Genomic DNA, 21,316 nt, shown 5'->3' with positions numbered 1-21,316 from the left:
CATGGGGTTGTTAAATAAACACTAGCTTCCTGCCTGTGTCATTAAAAAATTACTTAGGTAAACAACTTTTTGGAAGTTTACCTGCCACAATGGCGTCTTGAATAAAAGACATAACCTGTTCGAACACTTGCTCAGCATTATTCTCAGTTGTATCAACAACTATCGCATCGCTAGCAGGAACTAATGGGGCAACCTTGCGATTCATATCGCGATCATCGCGAGCTTTAATGTCTTCTAACAGACCACTTAGTGTAACATCATGGCCTTTCTCATTCAACTCAACAAATCGCCTGCGAGCACGTTCTTCTGCACTTGCAGTCAAATAAATTTTAAGTTCAGCATCAGGGAACACCACCGTTCCCATGTCACGTCCATCTGCAATTAAGCCAACTTCAGTTCTAAAAGCGCGCTGACGTCGTAATAATGCTTCTCTCACACGAGGTAGCGCCGCAATTTTTGACGCAGCTGCGCCGACTTCTTCATTGCGAATGGTGTTAGTAACATCTTCACCTTCAAGTACAATTTTGCTTTTTTTAGTTTCTTTATCGATAGAAAATTGTACATCCAAATTGGCAGCGAGTGGGACCAACCCCTCTTCGTTATCAGTTGCAATTTGGTGGTGTAATGCTGCTAACGAAAGCACGCGATAAATCGCACCGCTATCCAACACTTCCCAATTTAATGTTTCAGCTAACAAGCGACAAACAGTTCCTTTGCCTGAACCACTTGGGCCGTCTACGGTGATAACTGGCATAGCTGCCTGCATTTAGACCTCCTAAAAATGCTCACCTGAATTTGACGGCGCATAGTATACGTCAATTTGCTGAATATATCCTTATTTACCTGTCATTTTTTGTTATATCTCAAATTATTAGTGCAGCGAACGGTGCTAAATGCCAGGTGCTGACTGGCTTTGACTGAATGAAATTCAGTCAAATATACGCGTATTTGACTTTGTAATGATGACTATTTTAGAGAAGATTTTAAGGTGCTGAACATCTTCAGCACCTTGGATGAAATTAATACTGACTAATACTTTCTAACACTGAAAAATAGGTTGGGAAAGTTTTTGCCGTACATTTAGGGTCGTTAATCGTGATAGCTTGACCACCCACTGCCACCATCGAAAAACACATCGCAATGCGATGGTCATTGTATGTGTCTACATCCGTAAAATTAAAATTAGCTGGTGGTGTAACTTCGATAAAGTCGTGCCCTTCTACTACTTCTGCGCCTACTTTTTTAAGTTCAGTCGCCATGGCAGCTAGCCTATCGGTTTCTTTCACGCGCCAATTGTAGATATTACGAATTGCCGTTTTACCTTTTGCGAATAGTGCTACGGTTGCAAGCGTCATCGCCGCATCGGGGATAGCGTTGGCGTCAATGTCCACACCATTTAGCTCACCTTTTCGGACAACGATACGCTCATCGTGCCAATCAATGTTTGCACCGACTTGTTCCATCACTTTGGCAAAGCCGATATCACCTTGCACACTTTGTTTACCCACTCCCTTTATCTCAATTTCACCACCTGCAATTGCAGCCGCTGCGATGAAATAAGAGGCTGACGAGGCGTCCCCTTCAACCATAAGTGTTCCAGGAGATTGATACTGCTGGCCTGCTTTTACCACGAAATGTTGATAATCGTGGTTTTCGACATGAACCCCAAAGTGCGCCATCACGCCAATGGTAATATCAATATAAGGCTTTGAAACCAGTTCACCTTTAATCGCAATATTCGTATCGCCACTAAAAAGCGGTGCTGCCATCAATAATGCAGTTAGGAATTGGCTTGAGATACTACCGTCAATCTCAACTTCACCACCAGCAAGTTGCTTACCTGTAATTTTTAACGGCGGGTAGTCTTTGTTTTTGAGATATTGAATATCTGCACCAAGCGTTTGCATGGCATCAACAAGATGGCCAATTGGACGCTCTTCCATTCGTGGTTCACCAATCAGTTCATAATCACCGGGTATAGCTGCAAGCACTGCAGTTAATGGGCGATATGCTGTACCGGCATTGCCTAAAAATAGCGGCTCAACAGGGGTGTTAAAGTTACCACCATTTCCTTTGACCAGTGCCACTGTATTATCATCTTCTAACGTTACTTCAACGCCTAACTGAGACAATGCGCCTAACATATGGCGGATGTCATCGCTATCCAATAAGTTCGTCACTTTTGTCGTGCCTTCGCACAACGCTGCAAGCAACAAAATACGATTTGATAAGCTTTTAGAGCCAGGTAGCGTCACACTGCCACTGACTTTAGTAATAGGCTTGAGGGTCAATTGTTCCATCAACTGTTCTCCCGTGCGAATTTATCCATAAATGCAACTAACGCTTTGATCCCTTCAATTGGCATGGCGTTGTATATACTAGCTCGCATGCCGCCAACAAAACGGTGGCCTTCAAGTGCAATTAAACCGTTTTGTTCTGCCTCTGCCAAGAATTTAGCATTTAGGCTATCATCATTTAACCAAAATGGTACGTTCATCAATGAGCGACAATGTTTTGCAACTTTGTTTGAATAGAAGTCAGAGTCGTCAATATAATCGTATAAAATGGCTGCTTTTTCTTGATTGTGCGCTTCCATGGCTTTAACACCACCAATGCTTTCAAGATACTTGAATACCTCAAACGCAAGATACCATGCAAATGTCGGTGGTGTGTTGTACATGCTTTGCTGATCAGCCTCAATGGCGTAATCAAGGATAGCAGGTCTTGGCAGCCCTTCACGCTTCAATAACGTCTTACGTACAATGGCGATACTGAGCCCTGAAGGACCGATATTTTTTTGTGCGCCAGCATAGATCAAATCAAAGTCATCGACGTTAATTTCACGAGATAAAATATTGGAAGACATGTCCGCTACAATTGGTGCGGTTGCATGCTTTGGAACGTCAAATATTTCGATACCGTCGATGGTTTCGTTTGGACAATAGTGAATAAATGAAGCGTTTTCTGGTAACTTCCACTCGGAGACCGGTAAAATGTCGAATTGACCATTTTCGTCAGTACGAATATTAACCGCATGCGTTTGCGTGAATTTTTCACCTTCTTTCGTCGCACCGGTAGACCAGATCCCGTTCTCGATATATACGCCAGGTACACCATCTACATGTAGGTTTAGCGGTACAGCAGCAAAGTGACCTCGACCACCACCATGCATAAACAGGACTTCAAATTCATCAGAGATGTTCATCAAACGACGTAAGCTTGCTTCACATTGCTTTGCCATTTCGAGATACGGTGCCGAACGATGGCTCACTTCCATCACTGAAACACCTAGATTTTGCCAATCTAGAAATTCTTTTTGCGCTTTTTTCATAACTTCAACAGGTAACATCGCAGGACCCGCGCAAAAATTATAAACCGTCATATTTTTCCTCATTCCAAATAATCTAGATCATCCAAAGAATAGCGTTATTCTCATGACTTTTTGGATGAACAATAGGCTGCCCGACTAAAATGTCGGATTGTTGGTAGCCTTAATTTATCAGGCTTCAGGCTGTTGTCATAGAGGAACAGATTGAAAAAATTGACAGAAAGAAAAAAAGCGACCGAAGTCGCTTTTTTTGAGTAGGATTTTTTTATTCCTCTGCGTCAGATCCCGCATCAGGTGTTGCTTCACCTTCTAGCTCTGCAACGTCACCTTCAGGCAGCGCTTCCACTTCAATTTCTTCGATGCGTTGAAGACCTACTACCTTTTCTTCTTCCATCGTACGGATCAGAATAACACCTTGGGTGTTACGGCCTACCGTAGAAACTTCGTTTACACGCGTTCTAACTAGCGTACCACGGTTTGAGATCAACATGATTTCATCGTTGTCATCAACTTGAACCGCGCCAACCACAGAGCCATTTCTTTCAGTTACTTTGATTGACACAACACCTTGTGTTGCACGGCTCTTCGCTGGGTACTCTTCAAGCGGTGTACGCTTACCATAACCATTTTCAGTTACGGTCAAGATTGCACCATCGCTTTGTGGTACGATTAGTGATACCACTTTCACGTCATCTGGCATCTTGATACCACGAACACCTGTTGCTGTACGGCCCATCGGACGTAAAGCCAACATTTCTTCGCCAGTTTCAGGATCGCGCTTCACTTCACCTGTTTCTGAATCTCTTTGCTTCTCGTTAAAGCGTACAACTTTACCATGCTCAGTAAATAGCATGATGTCATTTTCACCTGTGGTGATGTTAGCACCGATCAGGCTATCGCCTTCGTTCAAGTTGATAGCAATAATGCCACTTGCACGCTGACGGCTGTATGCAGTCAGAGGTGTTTTCTTAACGATACCACTTGCCGTCGCCATGACGATAAACTTATCTTCTTCGTATTCACGAACCGGTAAAATTGTCGTAATACGCTCATCAGCTTCGAGTGGTAACAAGTTAACAATTGGCTTACCGCGCGCAGCACGTGATGCAAGCGGCAACTGGTAAACTTTCAACCAATACAAGCGACCAGAAGTGGAGAAACAAAGAATTGTATCGTGAGTATTTGCAACGAGTAGACGTTCGATAAAGTCTTCATCTTTCATCTTAGTTGCAGATCGCCCTTTACCACCACGACGCTGAGCCTCGTAATCGCTAAGAGGTTGATACTTCACATAGCCTTCGTGAGAAAGCGTAACTACAACGTCTTCTTCGTTGATCAAATCTTCTAGACTGATATCGTGCGCAGCAGCAGTGATCTCAGTGCGACGCTCATCACCATACGTTTCTTTGATTTCAACTAACTCATCGCGGATCACTTCCATCAAACGCTCTGGAGTAGAAAGGATGTACAGTAGTTCAGCGATAAGATCGAGTAGTTCTTTGTATTCAGCTAGAATTTTCTCGTGCTCAAGACCCGTTAATTTGTGTAGTCTTAAGTCTAGGATTGCTTGGGCTTGTTGCTCAGACAAATAGTACTGACCATCACGGATCCCTAATTCTTCCGCTAACCAATCTGGACGCGCAACATTTTCTTCGCCAGTACGCTCAAGCATTGATTTAACGTTACCAAGGTCCCAAGCTCGCGCAGTTAGCGCCGCTTTCGCTTCTGCTGGTGTTGGTGACTTACGAATAAGCTCAATGATTGGGTCAATATTGGCTAGCGCAATTGCAAGGCCTTCAAGCGTATGCGCTCTGTCTCTAGCCTTACGCAGGTCAAATACAGTACGACGCGTTACGACTTCACGACGGTGAATAATAAACGCATCAAGCATTTCTTTCAGGTTGAAACACTTAGGCTGGTTGTTGTCTAGTGCAACCATATTGATGCCAAACACAGTTTGTAGTTGTGTTTGCGCGTATAGGTTGTTTAGTACAACCTCACCTACTTCACCGCGTTTGATTTCAATAACAATACGCATACCGTCTTTATCCGACTCGTCGCGTAGTGCACTGATCCCTTCAACCTTTTTATCTTTAACAAGCTCTGCAATCTTTTCGATTAGTCTTGCTTTGTTAACCTGGTAAGGAATTTCGTGAACGATGATGGTTTCTTTGTTTGTTTTCTCATCGACTTCGATTTCAGCTTTCGCGCGGATATAGATCTTACCACGGCCTGTTTTATAGGCTTGTTCGATGCCGTTTTTACCACTGATGATGGCGGCAGTCGGGAAATCAGGACCCAGAATATAGTCGATTAACTCTTCAATGGTGATGTCTGGATTCTGGATCACAGCCAAACAGCCATTGATCACCTCAGTTAAGTTGTGAGGTGGAATATTGGTCGCCATACCAACCGCGATACCAGATGAACCATTCACCAATAAGTTAGGCACTTTAGTTGGTAACACATCTGGAATTTGCTCTGTACCATCGTAGTTTGGTACATAATCAACGGTTTCTTTTTCAAGGTCAGCAAGTAACTCGTGAGCGACTTTCGCCATACGTACTTCGGTATAACGCATCGCAGCTGCAGAGTCACCATCGACAGAACCAAAGTTACCTTGTCCATCTACGAGCATGTAGCGTAGAGAGAAAGGCTGAGCCATACGTACAATAGTATCGTAAACCGCGCTATCACCATGCGGGTGATATTTACCGATTACGTCACCAACTACACGAGCTGACTTTTTATAAGGTTTGTTCCAGTCATTTTTAAGTTCATTCATCGCGAACAATACACGACGGTGAACAGGCTTTAGGCCGTCACGTACATCAGGTAATGCACGACCTACGATTACACTCATTGCATAATCTAGGTATGAATTTTTTAATTCATCTTCGATATTGACTGGCAGGATTTCATTGGCGAGATCAGACATTTGACTCCACTTTCCTTCAGTGTCCACCCCTTTTGTGTCACACTACAACTTGTGTTGAGATGCTATCTGAATATCAAATTGCTTATTCTGCTGAAGCGCCAATTAAACGCACTTCAAAAAATAGCCGAATTGCCTCAGAGTATCAGCGGGGGCTTTGTTTATTATAAAATTCGTCAAGCATGCTAACACACTTTTTACCGTTTTACAGGTGCTATTTTTATCTAATCCCCTTTATAATGCGCTCAATTCGACGAGGAAGTTTTTTATGACCGAACATCAAAATGTAGACCCTAATGAAATCGCTAAATTTGAAGAAATAGCAGAGCGCTGGTGGGACCGAGAGGGAGAATTTAAACCATTACACGACATTAACCCTTTGAGGTTGGACTTTATTAACGATAAGTGTGAAGGCCTATTCGCAAAAACAGTATTGGATGTCGGTTGTGGTGGTGGGATTTTAACAGAAAGCATGGCTAAGCTGGGTGCAAATGCAACCGGTATCGATATGGGGCAAGAGCCGCTTAACGTTGCAAAGCTTCACGCATTAGAGGTCGGCGTTAACGTAGACTATCAAAAAGTGCCAGCGGAAGAATTCGCAGCCATGCACCAAAGTGAATTCGATGTAGTAACTTGCATGGAAATGCTAGAACACGTGCCAGACCCAGAATCCATTATTCGTTCAGTCGCACAGCTAGTTAAGCCTGGTGGTCATGTATTTTTTTCTACCTTAAACAAAACTACAAAAGCATATTTACTGGCTATCGTCGCCGCAGAAAAACTGCTTAAAATGGTTCCTGAAGGCACGCATGAGCATGATAAGTTTATTCGCCCTTCGACCTTAATTGATTGGGCTGAAAAGTACGACCTCAAAGTTAGAGCAGCGACAGGGATTAACTACAACCCTATCGGCAAAACATTTACCTTAACTAAAGACGTTTCAGTTAACTACATTCTACACTTTGAGAAGCTGGCATGATCCAAGCGGTACTATTTGACTTAGACGGCACCTTGCTGGATACCAGTGATGATTTGGGCGCTGCACTAAACCACGTTTTAACTGCTAATAAAATGCCTACTGTCGGCAAACAGGTATATAGCAGTGCGATTTCAAACGGCGTAGCAGCGATGTTGCAGATAGGATTTGGTGAGTCACTAAAGCACTACGACACTAAGGTTTTACGTCAGGGTGTGCTCGACTACTACCTGGAGAATTTATCGGTACACTCCCAATGCTTTGCGCAAATTGGTGAGTTATTAGCGGCACTTCTAGAAAAAGAGATTCAGGTTGGGATCATGACAAACAAGCCTGAGTTTTTAACACTTCCGCTACTAAAACAGATCCCTGAACTTGCAAAGATCGAGACAGTAGTATGCGGAGATACACTGGCGGTGGCCAAACCTCATCCCGAGCCTTTACTGTTAGTGGCGTCAAAATTGGGGGTTTCACCAGAGCAGTGTATTTATGTTGGCGATGCTGAACGAGACATTATTGCTGCAAAATCTGCAAAAATGATTAGTGCCGCAGCAATGTGGGGATTCATTCCATCTGAAGCTGAAGCTAAGTCTTGGTATGCGGATCTCTATCTTACTAACCCATTAGACACGTTATCGCATATTTAGTGTCGATAAAAAAATAAAACACCATATATTGTGTTTTTGCTATAATAGATACGAATTTGTGTAGAAAAAAATCAGTTAGAATTTTTTTTTATTTTTGCTGAAAAGCATCATCTTTTTGTTGATTTTTCTTTGTGGGCAGATAAGTGGATTGTCATAGGTTAGTGGATACTTACATAAATAAATTATCCCAAACTTATCCACAATTCTGCCCGAGTTGTTCTCTTGCAAATTCACGTCAACCCCACTATCTTGTGATCCCTAGCCACTAGGGCACCATATATAGTGGTGGTTTGCTAAACAATTTTATATTCGTGCGATATCTAAAGCGCGTTCCTAAGGAATACAGGCACATAACATGAACCAACAGCTATCTGTATGCAAAAGAAACGGTCGCAAAGAACCGTTAGATCTAGATAAGATCCATCGTGTCATTACATGGGCGGCAGAAGGCCTAGATAACGTCTCAGTTTCTCAGGTTGAATTAAAGTCACACATCCAGTTTTATGACGGTATTCGTACTGGTGATATCCACGAAACGATTATTAAAGCTGCAGCCGATCTGATCTCAAAAGAGTCTCCAGATTATCAGTATCTAGCCGCTCGTTTGGCTATTTTCCACTTGCGTAAGAAAGCCTATGGCTGTTTTGAGCCGCCGCACTTACACGACCACGTGGTAAAGCTGGTTGAAGACAAGCGCTATGATCAGCACCTTCTCACTGACTACACAAAAGCAGAGTTTGATGAACTAAACAGCTACATCGACCATAGCCGAGATATGAACTTCAGCTATGCAGCCGTTAAGCAGTTGGAAGGTAAGTACCTTGTACAAAACCGCGTAACAGGTGAGATCTATGAAAGTGCGCAGTTCTTATATGTTCTTGTTGCTGCAAGCCTGTTTGCAAACTACCCGAAAGAAACGCGTCTAGATTACATTAAGCGATTCTACGATGCGGTTTCAACATTCAAAATTTCATTACCAACGCCAATTATGGCGGGTGTTCGTACGCCGACACGTCAGTTTAGCTCATGCGTACTGATTGAATGTGCCGATAGCCTAGATTCAATCAACGCAACTTCTTCTGCGATTGTAAAATATGTCAGTCAGCGTGCTGGTATTGGTATCAACGCTGGTCGTATTCGTGCACTAGGTAGCCCAATCAGAAATGGTGAAGCGTACCACACAGGATGTATACCGTTTTATAAGCACTTCCAAACTGCCGTTAAAAGCTGTTCTCAAGGCGGTGTGCGTGGTGGCGCAGCTACCCTATTCTACCCGCTTTGGCATCTTGAAGTTGAAAACCTATTAGTACTAAAAAATAACCGTGGTGTTGAAGAAAACCGCGTGCGTCATTTAGATTATGGCGTGCAGTTCAACAAAACCATGTATAGCCGCCTAATTAAAGACGACTATATCACGCTATTTAGTCCATCAGATGTGCCAGGTCTTTACGACGCATTCTTTGAAGATCAAGATAAATTCGAAGAACTGTATGTTAAGTACGAGCAAGATGAGTCTATTCGTAAGAAACGCATTAAAGCGATTGAATTATTCTCAATGTTTGCACAAGAGCGTGCGAGCACTGGTCGTATTTATCTACAAAACGTTGACCACTGTAATACGCACAGCCCGTTTGACTCTAAGGTTGCACCGATCCGCCAGTCAAATCTATGTCTTGAAATTGCACTACCAACGAAGCCGTTAAGCCATGTAAATGACCCTGAAGGTGAAATTGCACTTTGTACGCTTTCAGCATTTAACTTAGGTGCCATCAAGTCTCTAGATGAGCTAGAAGAGTTAGCAGAGCTGGCGGTTCGCGCACTTGATAACCTATTAGACTATCAAGACTACCCTGTTCCTGCTGCGTACAATGCGACGATGGGACGCCGTACACTGGGTATCGGTGTGATTAACTTTGCTTATTATCTTGCAAAGAACGGTGTTAAGTACTCAGACGGTAGCGCTAACGGCCTAACACACAGAACATTTGAAGCTATTCAATACTATCTGATGAAAGCATCGAATGAACTGGCAAAAGAGCGCGGCGCTTGTCCTAAGTTTAACGAGACGACTTATTCACAAGGTATCATGCCAATAGATACCTATAAGCGTGACCTTGATAAAGTCTGTGAAGAGCCATTACAACTTGACTGGGATGCATTAAGAGCAAGTATCCAAGAACACGGTATGCGTAACTCAACGTTGTCAGCCTTGATGCCATCGGAAACATCATCGCAAATTTCAAATGCGACAAACGGCATTGAACCACCTCGTGGCCATATCAGTGTCAAAGCGAGTAAAGATGGTATCTTGAAGCAAGTTGTACCAGAGTACGACCGCCTCAAAGACAACTATGAGCTACTTTGGGATATTCCATCTAACGATGGTTACCTTGCGCTAGTTGGTATTATGCAGAAGTTCATCGATCAAACTATCTCTGCAAATACCAATTATGATCCAAGTAAGTTTGAAGCGGGTAAAGTTCCTATGAAGCTATTGCTAAAAGACTTACTCACCGCGTACAAACTTGGTGTTAAGACACTTTACTACCATAATACCCGCGACGGTGCTTCGGATGCTCAAGATGAGTTGAAACCAGAAGCAGAAGACGATGGCTGTGAAGGCGGCGCTTGTAAGATATAACTTTTTATGCGGGTGGTCTTCACCCGCTTTTTTAGGTATTGAGTAACACATTTATGGCATATTCTACGTTTAGCAGAAATCATAACGACCAATTAAAAGAACCGATGTTTTTCGGGCAAACTGTTAATGTATCTCGCTACGACCAACAGAAGTTCCCTATTTTCGAAAAGCTAATTGAAAAGCAATTATCGTTTTTCTGGCGTCCAGAAGAAGTAGACGTAAGTAAGGATAGATTGGACTTCCAGGCACTTCCTGAGCACGAAAGACATATCTTTTTGAGCAACCTAAAATATCAAACATTGCTAGACAGTGTGCAAGGTCGCTCTCCAAACGTTGCACTTTTGCCGATCGTCTCCATTCCTGAGCTTGAAACTTGGATCGAAACTTGGGCATTTAGTGAAACGATCCACAGTCGCTCTTACACTCACATTATTCGTAATGTGACGCAAAACCCGGAAGTGATCTTTGACGACATTGTGGGCAATGACAAAATTGTTGAACGTGCGGATGCAGTGACCAAGTATTACGACGAACTGATTGAAAAGGTAAGCCTTTATAATCAGTACGGTGAAGGAAAACATGAAATTAACGGCACAACGGTCGTCATTAATTTGTTTGAGCTGAAAAAGCTTCTGTACCTTTGCATCATGTCAGTAAACATCTTAGAAGCGATCCGCTTCTACGTGAGCTTTGCTTGCTCATTTGCTTTTGCTGAGCGAGAGCTTATGGAAGGTAATGCAAAGATAATCAAGCTAATTGCTCGTGATGAGGCGCTTCATTTGTCTGGCACACAGCATATGCTGAATATCATGCAAGAAGGCAAAGACGATCCAGAAATGTCTATCGTGGCAGCACAATGCCGTGAAGAAGCAATTAAGATGTTTGTTGAAGCAGCTGAGCAAGAAAAAGAATGGGCTGAGTACCTGTTTAAAGACGGTTCAATGATTGGCCTAAACAAAGATATTTTGTGTCAATACGTTGAGTACATCACAAATATTCGTATGGCAGCAGTTGGTTTACCAACGCAATTTGAGACCAAATCGAATCCTATTCCGTGGATCAATGCTTGGCTTGTTTCTGACAATGTTCAGGTTGCACCACAGGAAGCTGAGATCAGCTCATACCTTGTTGGACAAATCGACTCTGAAGTTGATGCCTCAGACTTTGGCGATTTCGACCTGTAATGGTTGAAAAGCCACCCTTCCTAATTCAGGTTGAGAATATTAAGGAGCCACTGGAATATGTGGCTTCTTCGTCTTCGATACTCGAAACACTTGAAGCCGCAAATATTGAAGTCCCCTATCAATGTCGCGAGGGTTTTTGCGGCGCCTGCCGCGCCAAACTCATCGAGGGACAAACACAGTACGCGAACGAACCACTTGCTTTTGTGAGAGATGGGGAAATTTTATTGTGCTGTAGCAGACCCACAAGCCATATTAAAATAGAGTTGCCGTAAATAACCAAAACACGAGAGAGTAATTTGTTCTCTAACAGCCGTTATCCCTAACTAATGCCTTAAATCAGCTTGGTAATTTGAGTACGAATATAGTGTTCACTATCAGTAACACTCATCGCCCCATTTTCAAAAATCACATCCCAATGCAAACTTCGCGTCAGCATTTCACACAATTCAGCTACAAAGTCCGTGGGAATACTAAACACAGAGAAAGATCCAATAAACTGTAATTGCGCTCGACGCTCTTCAAACCATTGCTCACCGCCAGCACACAACACCACAACCTTAGTATAAAGCTTTTCATACTTGAGTATCTCATCGACTTCTAAGGTACCAATAAACAAAGCGACTTCAACCTGTTCGTTGTCATCTTCTAGCCATACATCCGGCCAATATTTTTTCTCCGCCTTGCTCCACTTTGCCGGCTTATCAAAAGATAGTGCGCAGATCCCAAGCAGTTTCATCGCAAAGTGCTCGCTACTTTCTTTTGACAACATGGCAGTAGTAAACGCTTCTTCATGGTGGCTATGGTGAAATAAGTCAGCAACCTTAATCCTTGCCTTGAAAATAAATGGCTTATTCATTATGTTGTGCTCACTTTAGCTTGTTTCTTAACTATAGCTGTAATTCTAATTTCAACAATAACTAAGTTATAGTATAACGTTATTGATCCGCAAAATTTGTAGTGTTATATTATCACTCTATTAGTAGAACAGCTCACTCGTTCAATACATAACCTAACTCGTGGTAATAAAAATATGTTTAAGCAGTCTCTTATCGCCAGCGCATTAATTTCAATAATAGGTGCAGCGCCAGCTTATGCTGCACAACTAACAGGTAAAGTGGTTGATGCAAACAACCAACCGCTCAGTAACGCCACTATCCACCTTCATGGCAAAAGCAAATCGGTAAAGTCAGATAAATTTGGCCAATTTACGATTGAGCTTGATGCTGACTCGCAGCTTCATATCTCAAAGCCAAACTACTTAGACCATCGTATTAATGTTACCGAAGAACAAGGTTTCGTACGTGTTGAGCTAACACCAACGTCCGTTGAGAGCATAGTTGTTTATTCTTCTGCCCTGCACAAAAATAGTATGGAAATGACCTCTCCAGTAAGTGTATTAAGCGGTGATGAACTAAAAAACCGTGCAAAACCCACATTGGGTGAAACACTAAAAGGCCAACCAGGGATCAATGCTAGTTACTTTGGTCCGGTGAGTTCAAGCCCAATCATTCGTGGCTTAGATGGACCGAGAGTCAAAATCACACAAAATGGGTTAGACAGTAGCGATGCCTCGCGCGTTGGTCCAGATCACGCCAACACTAATGACTCGCTAGCCGCGCAACAGATTGAAGTGCTAAGAGGCCCAGCTACCCTACTATACGGCTCAGGTGCAATAGGTGGTGTGGTTAATGTCGTTGATAATCGTATTCCGACTGATGTGATCGAAAGCCTTCAGGCCGCTGCCGACTATAGCCATGATACCAACTCAAATACCAATACCTTTGCGGTGTTATTAGAATCAGGCTTTGACGGCTTTAACTTCCATTTCGATGGCGTTAAGCGTAAAGGTGGTGACTATGAAACCCCAAATTTTGCGCTACCTCATGACGAACATGAAGAACACGAGCATGAACATGAGGGCGAAGATCATGCCCACGAAGCAGAAGAGCATGAAACAGAGTACGCCAGTCGCGTCGATAATACCTTTATCGACTCTGAGCAATTTAACTTAGGTACAAGTTACGTCGGCGATCATCTGACCGTTGGTTTCTCTTATGGCCGTGTTGATACGGACTATGGCATTCCTGCTCACTCTCATATTGGTCATGACCATGATCACGAACATGAAGAAGAAGGACATGACCACGAAGAAGAATCCGTATTTGCTCGAGTAAAGCAAGATCGTTGGCAAGGGCTTGTAAATTATGCAGTACACAGTGATTGGCTTGAATCTGTTGGTCTACGTGTCGGCTACACCGATTATGAACACGCTGAAATTGAAGATGGAAATATTGGTACTGTATTTGAGAATGATACAACTGAGTTACGCTTAACGGCGGAGCACCGCTTAGGAGAGTGGCACGGCACTGTTGGTTATCATTTCTCCGACAGCGATTACGCCGCGAACGGTGAAGAAGCTTTTACACCATCGACCAATACCAAAACGCACGCACTTTATATCCTTGAAGAACGTCGCTTTGGAGATTTTACGCTTGAGTTAGGTGCTCGAATCGAAGACTACCAGCTATCAAGTAAAGGTAACCAACTGGAAGCGTACGAAAACGACCATGACCATGACCATGACCATGACCATGAAGGTGAACACGACCACGACCATGGTGGTAACTTAGATAATGGGTTTATTTCTTATGACCTAGAAATGACTAATCTAAGCTTATCTATTGGTGGTGTGTACGACTTTGCTGAAGGTCAAAACGTTGCTGTTTCGCTGTCTCGCTCGGAGCGCGCACCATTAACCGCGGAACTTCTTTCAAATGGTATTCATATCGCAACCAGCACCTATGAGCTAGGGCTTGGTTATGAGCTAGAAGGCGATCATTTACACTTTGAGCCACAAGATATTGAACAAGAGACATCAAACAACTTAGACATCAGCTTTAGAAAGTTCTCAGGTGACTTTGGCTATACCGTTAACTTCTTCTATAACGACATCGAAAACTTCTACTATCAAGCATTAACAGACTATATCTATAGTCCAGAGCACGGTTTAGAAGTGGCAGATCACGAACATGAAGGCGCTGTTCCAGTGTTTAAGTTTGAAAGCAGTGATGCCAAACTATACGGTCTTGAGTTTGATGCCCATTACAAATTAAGCAACTTTGCACGCGTTAAAGTGTTTGGTGACTCGCTAACAGCCAAGTTAGATAACGACGAATATTTACCACGTATCCCAAGTAACAAGCTAGGTCTTGATTACGAACACAGTTACGAGAACTTAACTGCTAACTTCACAGTGACGCATTACTTCAAGCAAGACAACATCGCCAGCTATGAAAGTGAAACTAAGGGCTATACGTTAGTGGATATGTCATTTAACTATGACTTTGAGTTTATGGGCAGTGACATGGTTGGTTATGTTAACCTTGATAATTTGACTAATGAACTCGGCTTTGTGCATAGCTCGTTTATCAAAGAGCAAGCCCCACTTCCAGGTCGTAACATTAAGCTTGGTATCAGAGGCTACTTTTAATACCGATTCCTTTCTTTTATAGAAACCAAAAAGCTACCTCTTATCGGTAGCTTTTTTATTTGGGTTGTTTATATTTTACTGCTTCTTATACTCAACATGATGAAGTGCTCAAAGTTGGTAGCGTCTAAAATATCAAGCGTGAACCTATGGCTATTCACCCAACGAGATAATATCCAATCAATGTTAGGGTTTTTCAAGTCACGCAGTGCAAGGATAAAGTCGCCTGTTGATGCTCCGCTTTTAACATGTTCTGCATAAAAAGTACGTAGTAAATGATTAAACCTTTCCTCTCCTAGCTCATGATGCAAGAGCGCAAAAAATAGCGCCCCTACCGAATAGGCATTAAGCCCCGCTTTGCCATATTCTTCAAACGTAGTCGTTAAATATTTTGGCTGTTTAACAAATTGTTTCTTTGCCCGTTTTAACACGTTTGTCATATGCGAGCTTAAAGACACCGTTTTATTCAACCGCGAATCCGTTAAATACTCTAAAAAGGTCGCCTTGCCTTCATTCCAACGCGGTGAGTAACTTTCATTCGAACGTGGATCCCATAAATGACTAAGTTCATGATACAGGCGGGTTACCTCCACAAACCCTTCGCTGTCTTGGATAATTGCGGTAACGTCAGCTTGAGCACCAAACCCCTTTGGGATCTCTATAAAACTAAACTCACCAGTACTTTGACGTTGACCAAACCAACTTTCATACAGTGTTATAGTTTGCTTTGCCTTTTCTATATAGTCAGTTGCATATTTATCTCCAGGAACGTAAATAGCTTAAAGCCATGTCCTTTTGTCACGGTATATGGTGCAACCATGAAGTCCATTCTCCATGAGGGTTTCTGGTTTTTGTATGAATACACCTTTCGACCATGACTGGTTTCTATTACGCCTAGTAAAATGCCACCATTTGCTACTACTAAGCCACTATCCACTTCGATGTCAGCAGTGTAGTTATACAACTTCTGCCAAAAGCGTGACGCGCGATTTACCCTATCATCAGGCACTGTGATGAGCGGGTAAGCATATGCGTCCATACGAATAATAGAAAATAAAGGGGTGATGTCATCTTTAATATAACCCATCCCAGTTTCCACATATCCCTTTATATGGCCAGAATAATTAACAGTAAAAGTTGTTTGTTGATCTGGTTGGAGCGTCTCAGATAACGATAATTTAATATAATTAGACTGAAATAGTGAGTCATCAATATTACTTACTACTCGTTGTGTATAGTTGAGGGATTTACCCGCTTCCGAAGTGATACTGACTACACTAAGCAAGCGATAAAGTCTTAAAGGGATTACTCTAGTTGGTGTTGTTCCTTGGTTTTTAACCGTTATCGTTGCGCTGCCAGATAGACTGCTTGTTTGTGTATGAATGCTGAGATTGAGATGATAGTTAGTTGCAAATGTTTCTATTTTTTCAATACTAGGGAGCTCGTTTGCTGAAGCAGAAATGCAGCTTAGCCACAAAAAAATACGTAGCAAATACATCGTCTATCCTTAATATTATTTTGTTGTTTTAACAAAAATAGAGCGGAAGACGTGTTTTTACTACCATATTTTTTTGTATCATTGTTTTAGATCAAAAAACAATATCTATTAATCACTAAACCAGCTAGGTTCTCGTACCAAAGATTTTGTCACCGGCATCACCTAGACCTGGCACAATATATCCTTTTTCATTTAGATGACTATCCAGCGAAGCGGTATAAATTTCAACATCAGGATGCGCTTCTTCCACCAGCTTTACTCCCTCTGGCGCTGCCACAAGTACAATCGCTCTGATCTCTTTTGAACCTGCTTTTTTTAGCATGTCGATAGTAGCAATCAGTGAACCACCAGTCGCAAGCATTGGGTCAATAACTAATGCAAGTCTGGCATCGATATTGCCCACCAACTTCTCAAAATAAGGCACAGGCTCAAGTGTTTCTTCGTTGCGCTGTAAACCCACAACACTCACTTTAGCTGCAGGGATCAACTGCAGTATGCCATCTAGCATTCCCAAACCGGCTCTTAAAATTGGCACTAAGGTGATCTTTTTACCTGTAAGCCTTTTAACTGTTAACTCGTTACCGTCCCAAGCAGAAATAACTTGATCGCTCAACGTCAAATCTTTTGTTGCTTCGTAAGTGAGTAAGTTGCCAACTTCTGAGACAATTTCGCGAAAGTTTTTGGTTGATATACCCTGCTCTCGCAAGAGTCCAAGTTTATGCTGAACTAATGGGTGATCAATTACATGTAATGCCATGGCTGCGTATCCTTATAAACTGCTAAAGAAATCTTCTGGTTTATGCCTTACTGGCTTTGTACACTGCACTGTAGGCGTGCCTAAATAAAGGTAGCCTACGATCTCATCTTTTTCATCGAGACCAAGTTGCTTTTTCACTTCAGGGCTTTGGGCAAAGTAGCCCGTTCGCCACACACCAGACAACCCCTGTGCAAAAGCCGCTTGCTGCATAGCAAGTACACTACAACCGGCACTTTGAATTTGCTCAATACGAGGCACTTTTGGATGTTCTTGATAAGGAGATACTGCGATGATCAACATAGGCGCGCGCTCTGGTAGTTGTCTCGCTCTATCTATCACCCGCTGCTCTTGCAGCTCTTTCACCGCCGCTTGATAATAGATTTCACCTAGCTTTTCACGGCCTTTTTCTTCAACTGTAATAAATCTAAACGGTGTTAAGCCACCATGATCTGGCACTTTTAGTGCTGCTTTTTTAATGATTTCTAACTGAGCTGGATTAGGTCCAGGAAAAGACAGATTGCTATCTGACTGGCGTGTTAAGAGTAATTCTATGGCGTCCATTAACTCATCCCGTGTTGTGCCTTCAAAATGGCCGTGAATTATACCAATTTGACTTATTACGTGTCTCGAAATAGACCAAATACTTAAGCAAATTGGTATTACGTGGCTTGTAGTCTACCATTTTCCCTTAAATTCGACCACGCGACATCACGGATTTCTGAATAGCATCTTTGCAATATTTCGTTTTACTCTGGAAGTAAATCGCGTTGTTTCCTATCAATAAGTATCCTCAACCAATAGTCGACACTGACATAACGTCCACCACCGGTAAAAAATAGTGAAAGTAGTAATGCAAAGTAAGTTGCCGCAAATTCAATTCCATTGTTTAAAATAACAATATTGCCTTTTTCGTAGAGATAATTCGGTCTGCCATTTTCTTCGACTATCTCTTTAATTAAATCCAAACGTTGCTTTGCTGCTACGCTATTTTCTAAACTCACTTTGGCTTCGTCAAAGCCGAGCCAGTCTAATACTTTAGCGGCGCTGGTGTCTGGGTTTGTTGGCGTTACCGAAAACCAGCCATGCTCCAAATGCACCGTAGTTGCAGCAACAACCATAGTCACCATGAGCGGAATAGACACTAAACGAGTAAGCAGGCCAAACAAAATTAACCAACCACCTAAAAACTCCGTCCAAGCGGCGAGAAAGGCAAGCAAGTCAGGAAAAGGTAAACCTAAGCCCCATTCACTATTGCCAAACCATGCGACAATATTGGGATCGGCGAGGAGACTTTGTAAAAATGTCGCGTCTGGATTAGACAAATTTAATTTATTGTAACCTGCAATGATCATAACTGGCGCGAGAATAAGGCGCATGAGTAATGGCGCGATACCAGAAAAATTTTGAGATAAATGTTGTAGTTGCCGATACGGCTTTAGTAGGTTGGCAAGCATATGCGGTCCATAGTTGATGTTTGAATTATCAGTATAGACCGCAGATTGGGTTGGGTTATTTCGTAAGGGCCTGTTAATCTTTCAAGTTTGTTTTTGCAGCAGTTTGATTGGTGTTTATACAAGGCAGAGCCTGCGTAGCATAGTTGTTCTATGTGAGTCAGGCGATAACACAGTAGAAATGCCAATCAAGCGCTGCCCTATGGGTTCACCTGAGTGCGCTTTGTTCATTGTTGCTCAACTCTTGCTTAGATTACTAGGCGGCAAGTCGAGCGTCGCGACCAAAACACACTCAGGAGAACAAAAATCAAACAGCAAAGTTCAACAGACCCTAAATCTTTCTTGCTACCTGAAGGGCCTCTGCAATCGCTCGCTTAGCATCAATCGCTGCGGCCAGTTTAGCACCACCAATAACGTGCTGATTTTCAGGTAGTGCCTCTTTATCGAACAAGCTATCGTTAGAAACTTGTCCAATACAAGCAATGACTGTATCTACATCTAACAGTTGTTCTTCACCTGCTACTCTTACAGTCAAACCTTGATTATCAAAGCTGATATATTCGCATTCTGCAATTTGCTGAACATTGTGATGTTTTGCAACAGCTCTGTGGATCCAGCCAGTGGTCTTACCTAAGTCTTTACCAAAACGTCCTTCAGAGCGTTTTAACATATAAATCGGTCTTTTCTCTTGTGATGGTTGCGCTTCGCATTCTATTCCCCATTGAGATTTAAAATCAGGAATCGTTTGTTCTCGCTGTTCAGTTAAAAACGCTACCATGTCAAAGCCAATACCACCTGCGCCTAAAATAGCGATTTTATTGCCTAATTCTACCTCACCTTTAATAACTTCGTCATAGGCAAACACACGTTTCCCATCTGCGCATTCAATTTTCGACATCCGTGGACTTACACCCGTTGCAAATACCACATCATCGAACGCGCTTGCCATTGTTTCTTCGTATGGTGTATTTAGGCAAAGCTCAACACCTAAGCGATTTATTTCGCTGACATAGTATTTAAGCGTATGTTGGAAGTCTTCTTTACCTGGTATTCGCATCGCTAAATTAAACTGACCACCAAGCTCACTACCTTTATCAATCAACTTAACTTGGTGGCCTTTTTTAGCGAGATAATAACTTACAGACAACCCAGCAGGTCCTGCGCCAACAACGAGTACTTGTTTTTTCCTTTGGACACTCTGAAGTGGATAATCCAATTCAAATCCGGCTTGTGGATTCACCAAACATGTTGCTCGTTTACCTTTAAATACATGGTCTAAACAACCCTGATTACAGCCGATGCAAATATTGATTTGCGCCGAGCGCTGCTCTTGATATTTATTAAAGAATTCAGGATCAGCCAGTAACGGACGTGCCATAGAAATAAGGTCGGCATCTCCTTTAGCTAAAATGTCATTAGCAAGATCTGGGGTGTTAATCCTATTTACTGCTACAACAGGTATATCAACGGCTTGTTTTAATCTATGTGACGCTTCACGATAGGCACCTGGGGGCACCATCGACGCAATTGTTGGAACACGCGCTTCGTGCCAACCAATACCAGTGTTGAGAATATCCACACCTGCCGCGACCAAAGCTTTGGCTTGAAGCACAACTTCTTCTGGTGTTGAGCCATTTGGGATTAAGTCCATGACCGACAAACGAAAAACGATAATGAACTTATCGCTCACTTTTGCTCTAACCGCTTTTACAATATCTGTTGCCAATCGCATTCTGTTTTCTAAGCTACCACCATACTCATCGGTGCGTTTATTGGTATGAGCCGCCATAAACTCATTGATTAAATAACCCTCTGAGCCCATGATCTCCACACCATCGTAGCCTGCTTTTTCGGCCAATTTAGCTGAGTGAGCAAAGTCTTTAATCGTACCTTTGATTGCGCTTACGCTCATTGCTTTTGGTTTATATGGATTAATCGGTGCTTTTATCGCACTAGGTGCAGTGTTGAATGGATGATAAGCATAGCGCCCTGCATGTAGTAACTGTAGACAAATTTTGCCACCATGCTTATGTACTACATCAGTGTATGCTTTGTGTTTAATTACATCGTATAACGAGTTAAAAGAAGAAGAAATTGGTGTCAACTTACCGCGTAGGTTTGGACTGTAGCCACCGGTTACTATCAGACCCACTCCACCTTTTGCTCGTTCCTCATAAAACGCAACCAGTCGCTTTCGGTTGTGCCACCCTTCTTCAAGCCCGGTATGCATTGATCCCATTACCAAGCGATTTCGCAAACTGGTATGTTTAAGTTGTAGTTCTTGTTCTAACATTTGCCGCCCCACAAAACTGGTCTTACCTGTGAACATTAACGTTTTTTTATTATTTGGCAAGTCTTAAGGAGAAAGAAATTAACGAATTTGGCAGCATTGGCGATATTTCAATCATGAAA

At 42.5% G+C, this 21,316-nt stretch carries 17 protein-coding genes; 6 read left to right on the top strand and 11 right to left on the bottom strand.

From position 1 onward, the window contains the following. Positions 1-49: 49 nt before the first annotated feature. The 4 genes from cmk to gyrA form a co-directional block, all read right to left on the bottom strand. A complete protein-coding gene (cmk, locus tag PPIS_RS04955; protein ID WP_010377029.1) occupies positions 50-766 on the bottom strand; it encodes a (d)CMP kinase in 717 nt (238 codons plus the stop codon). A 253-nt stretch (positions 767-1,019) separates the two neighbouring features. Beyond that, the gene (gene aroA / locus PPIS_RS04950) at positions 1,020-2,300 is read right to left on the bottom strand and encodes a 3-phosphoshikimate 1-carboxyvinyltransferase (RefSeq protein ID WP_010377028.1); all 1,281 of its coding nucleotides are present in this window, start codon (positions 2,298-2,300) and stop codon (positions 1,020-1,022) included. Beyond that, on the bottom strand, positions 2,300-3,382 hold the full coding sequence (gene serC, locus PPIS_RS04945) for a 3-phosphoserine/phosphohydroxythreonine transaminase (protein WP_010377026.1): 1,083 nt from the start codon (positions 3,380-3,382) through the stop codon (positions 2,300-2,302). The genes aroA and serC overlap by 1 nt, the downstream gene beginning before the upstream one ends. A 211-nt stretch (positions 3,383-3,593) precedes the next feature. Further along, the gene (gene gyrA, locus PPIS_RS04940; RefSeq protein WP_010377024.1) at positions 3,594-6,266 is read right to left on the bottom strand and encodes a DNA gyrase subunit A; all 2,673 of its coding nucleotides are present in this window, start codon (positions 6,264-6,266) and stop codon (positions 3,594-3,596) included. Between the two features lie 265 nt (positions 6,267-6,531). Between gyrA and ubiG the strand changes: the two genes are divergently transcribed. The 5 genes from ubiG (at position 6,532) to yfaE (ending at position 11,983) form a co-directional block, all read left to right on the top strand. Beyond that, a complete protein-coding gene (ubiG, locus tag PPIS_RS04935) occupies positions 6,532-7,242 on the top strand; it encodes a bifunctional 2-polyprenyl-6-hydroxyphenol methylase/3-demethylubiquinol 3-O-methyltransferase UbiG (protein WP_010377022.1) in 711 nt (236 codons plus the stop codon). After that, positions 7,239-7,886, top strand: a complete 648-nt coding sequence (locus tag PPIS_RS04930) for an HAD family hydrolase (RefSeq protein WP_010377020.1) — start codon at positions 7,239-7,241, stop codon at positions 7,884-7,886. Before ubiG ends, PPIS_RS04930 begins: the two co-directional genes overlap by 4 nt. Before the next feature lie 355 nt (positions 7,887-8,241). Next, entirely contained in the window at positions 8,242-10,527 is a 2,286-nt protein-coding gene (gene nrdA / locus PPIS_RS04925; protein WP_010377018.1) for a class 1a ribonucleoside-diphosphate reductase subunit alpha, read from the top strand. A 53-nt stretch (positions 10,528-10,580) separates the two neighbouring features. Further along, entirely contained in the window at positions 10,581-11,711 is a 1,131-nt protein-coding gene (gene nrdB, locus PPIS_RS04920) for a class Ia ribonucleoside-diphosphate reductase subunit beta (RefSeq protein WP_010377015.1), read from the top strand. Next, positions 11,711-11,983 carry a class I ribonucleotide reductase maintenance protein YfaE gene (yfaE, locus tag PPIS_RS04915; RefSeq protein WP_010377013.1) on the top strand — a complete coding sequence of 91 codons (273 nt, stop codon included), beginning with the start codon at positions 11,711-11,713 and terminating at the stop codon, positions 11,981-11,983. The genes nrdB and yfaE overlap by 1 nt, the downstream gene beginning before the upstream one ends. Positions 11,984-12,042: 59 nt before the next feature. Here yfaE and PPIS_RS04910 read toward each other — a convergent pair whose 3' ends face one another. Then, complete coding sequence (locus PPIS_RS04910; RefSeq protein ID WP_010377010.1) at positions 12,043-12,567, bottom strand: YaeQ family protein; 525 nt, start codon at positions 12,565-12,567, stop codon at positions 12,043-12,045. 174 nt (positions 12,568-12,741) lie between these two features. On the opposite strand from PPIS_RS04910, the gene PPIS_RS04905 reads away from it, so the two are divergent. Beyond that, positions 12,742-15,201, top strand: coding sequence for a TonB-dependent receptor (locus PPIS_RS04905; RefSeq protein ID WP_010377008.1), 2,460 nt, complete (start codon positions 12,742-12,744; stop codon positions 15,199-15,201). A 68-nt stretch (positions 15,202-15,269) separates the two neighbouring features. Here PPIS_RS04905 and PPIS_RS25305 read toward each other — a convergent pair whose 3' ends face one another. The 6 genes from PPIS_RS25305 to PPIS_RS04875 form a co-directional block, all read right to left on the bottom strand. After that, complete coding sequence (locus PPIS_RS25305) at positions 15,270-15,791, bottom strand: M1 family aminopeptidase (RefSeq protein ID WP_010377005.1); 522 nt, start codon at positions 15,789-15,791, stop codon at positions 15,270-15,272. A 143-nt stretch (positions 15,792-15,934) separates the two neighbouring features. Then, on the bottom strand, positions 15,935-16,696 hold the full coding sequence (locus PPIS_RS25300; RefSeq protein ID WP_010377003.1) for a M1 aminopeptidase family protein: 762 nt from the start codon (positions 16,694-16,696) through the stop codon (positions 15,935-15,937). A 124-nt stretch (positions 16,697-16,820) separates the two neighbouring features. After that, on the bottom strand, positions 16,821-17,453 hold the full coding sequence (gene upp / locus PPIS_RS04895; RefSeq protein WP_010377000.1) for a uracil phosphoribosyltransferase: 633 nt from the start codon (positions 17,451-17,453) through the stop codon (positions 16,821-16,823). A 12-nt stretch (positions 17,454-17,465) separates the two neighbouring features. Beyond that, a complete protein-coding gene (locus PPIS_RS04890; RefSeq protein WP_010376998.1) occupies positions 17,466-18,014 on the bottom strand; it encodes an NAD(P)H nitroreductase in 549 nt (182 codons plus the stop codon). 185 nt (positions 18,015-18,199) lie between these two features. After that, positions 18,200-18,907: an HvfX family Cu-binding RiPP maturation protein gene (locus PPIS_RS04885; RefSeq protein ID WP_010376996.1), complete on the bottom strand. Its 708-nt coding sequence runs from the start codon at positions 18,905-18,907 to the stop codon at positions 18,200-18,202. Between the two features lie 328 nt (positions 18,908-19,235). Then, positions 19,236-21,197, bottom strand: a complete 1,962-nt coding sequence (locus PPIS_RS04875; protein WP_010376994.1) for an FAD-dependent oxidoreductase — start codon at positions 21,195-21,197, stop codon at positions 19,236-19,238. Between the last annotated feature and the right edge of the window lie 119 nt (positions 21,198-21,316).

This window comes from Pseudoalteromonas piscicida, assembly GCF_000238315.3.
In the GTDB taxonomy this organism is placed as follows: Bacteria; Pseudomonadota; Gammaproteobacteria; order Enterobacterales; family Alteromonadaceae; genus Pseudoalteromonas; species Pseudoalteromonas piscicida.
Note: the sequence above shows the minus strand (reverse complement) of the source record. Positions and strands in the feature narration are given on the sequence as shown.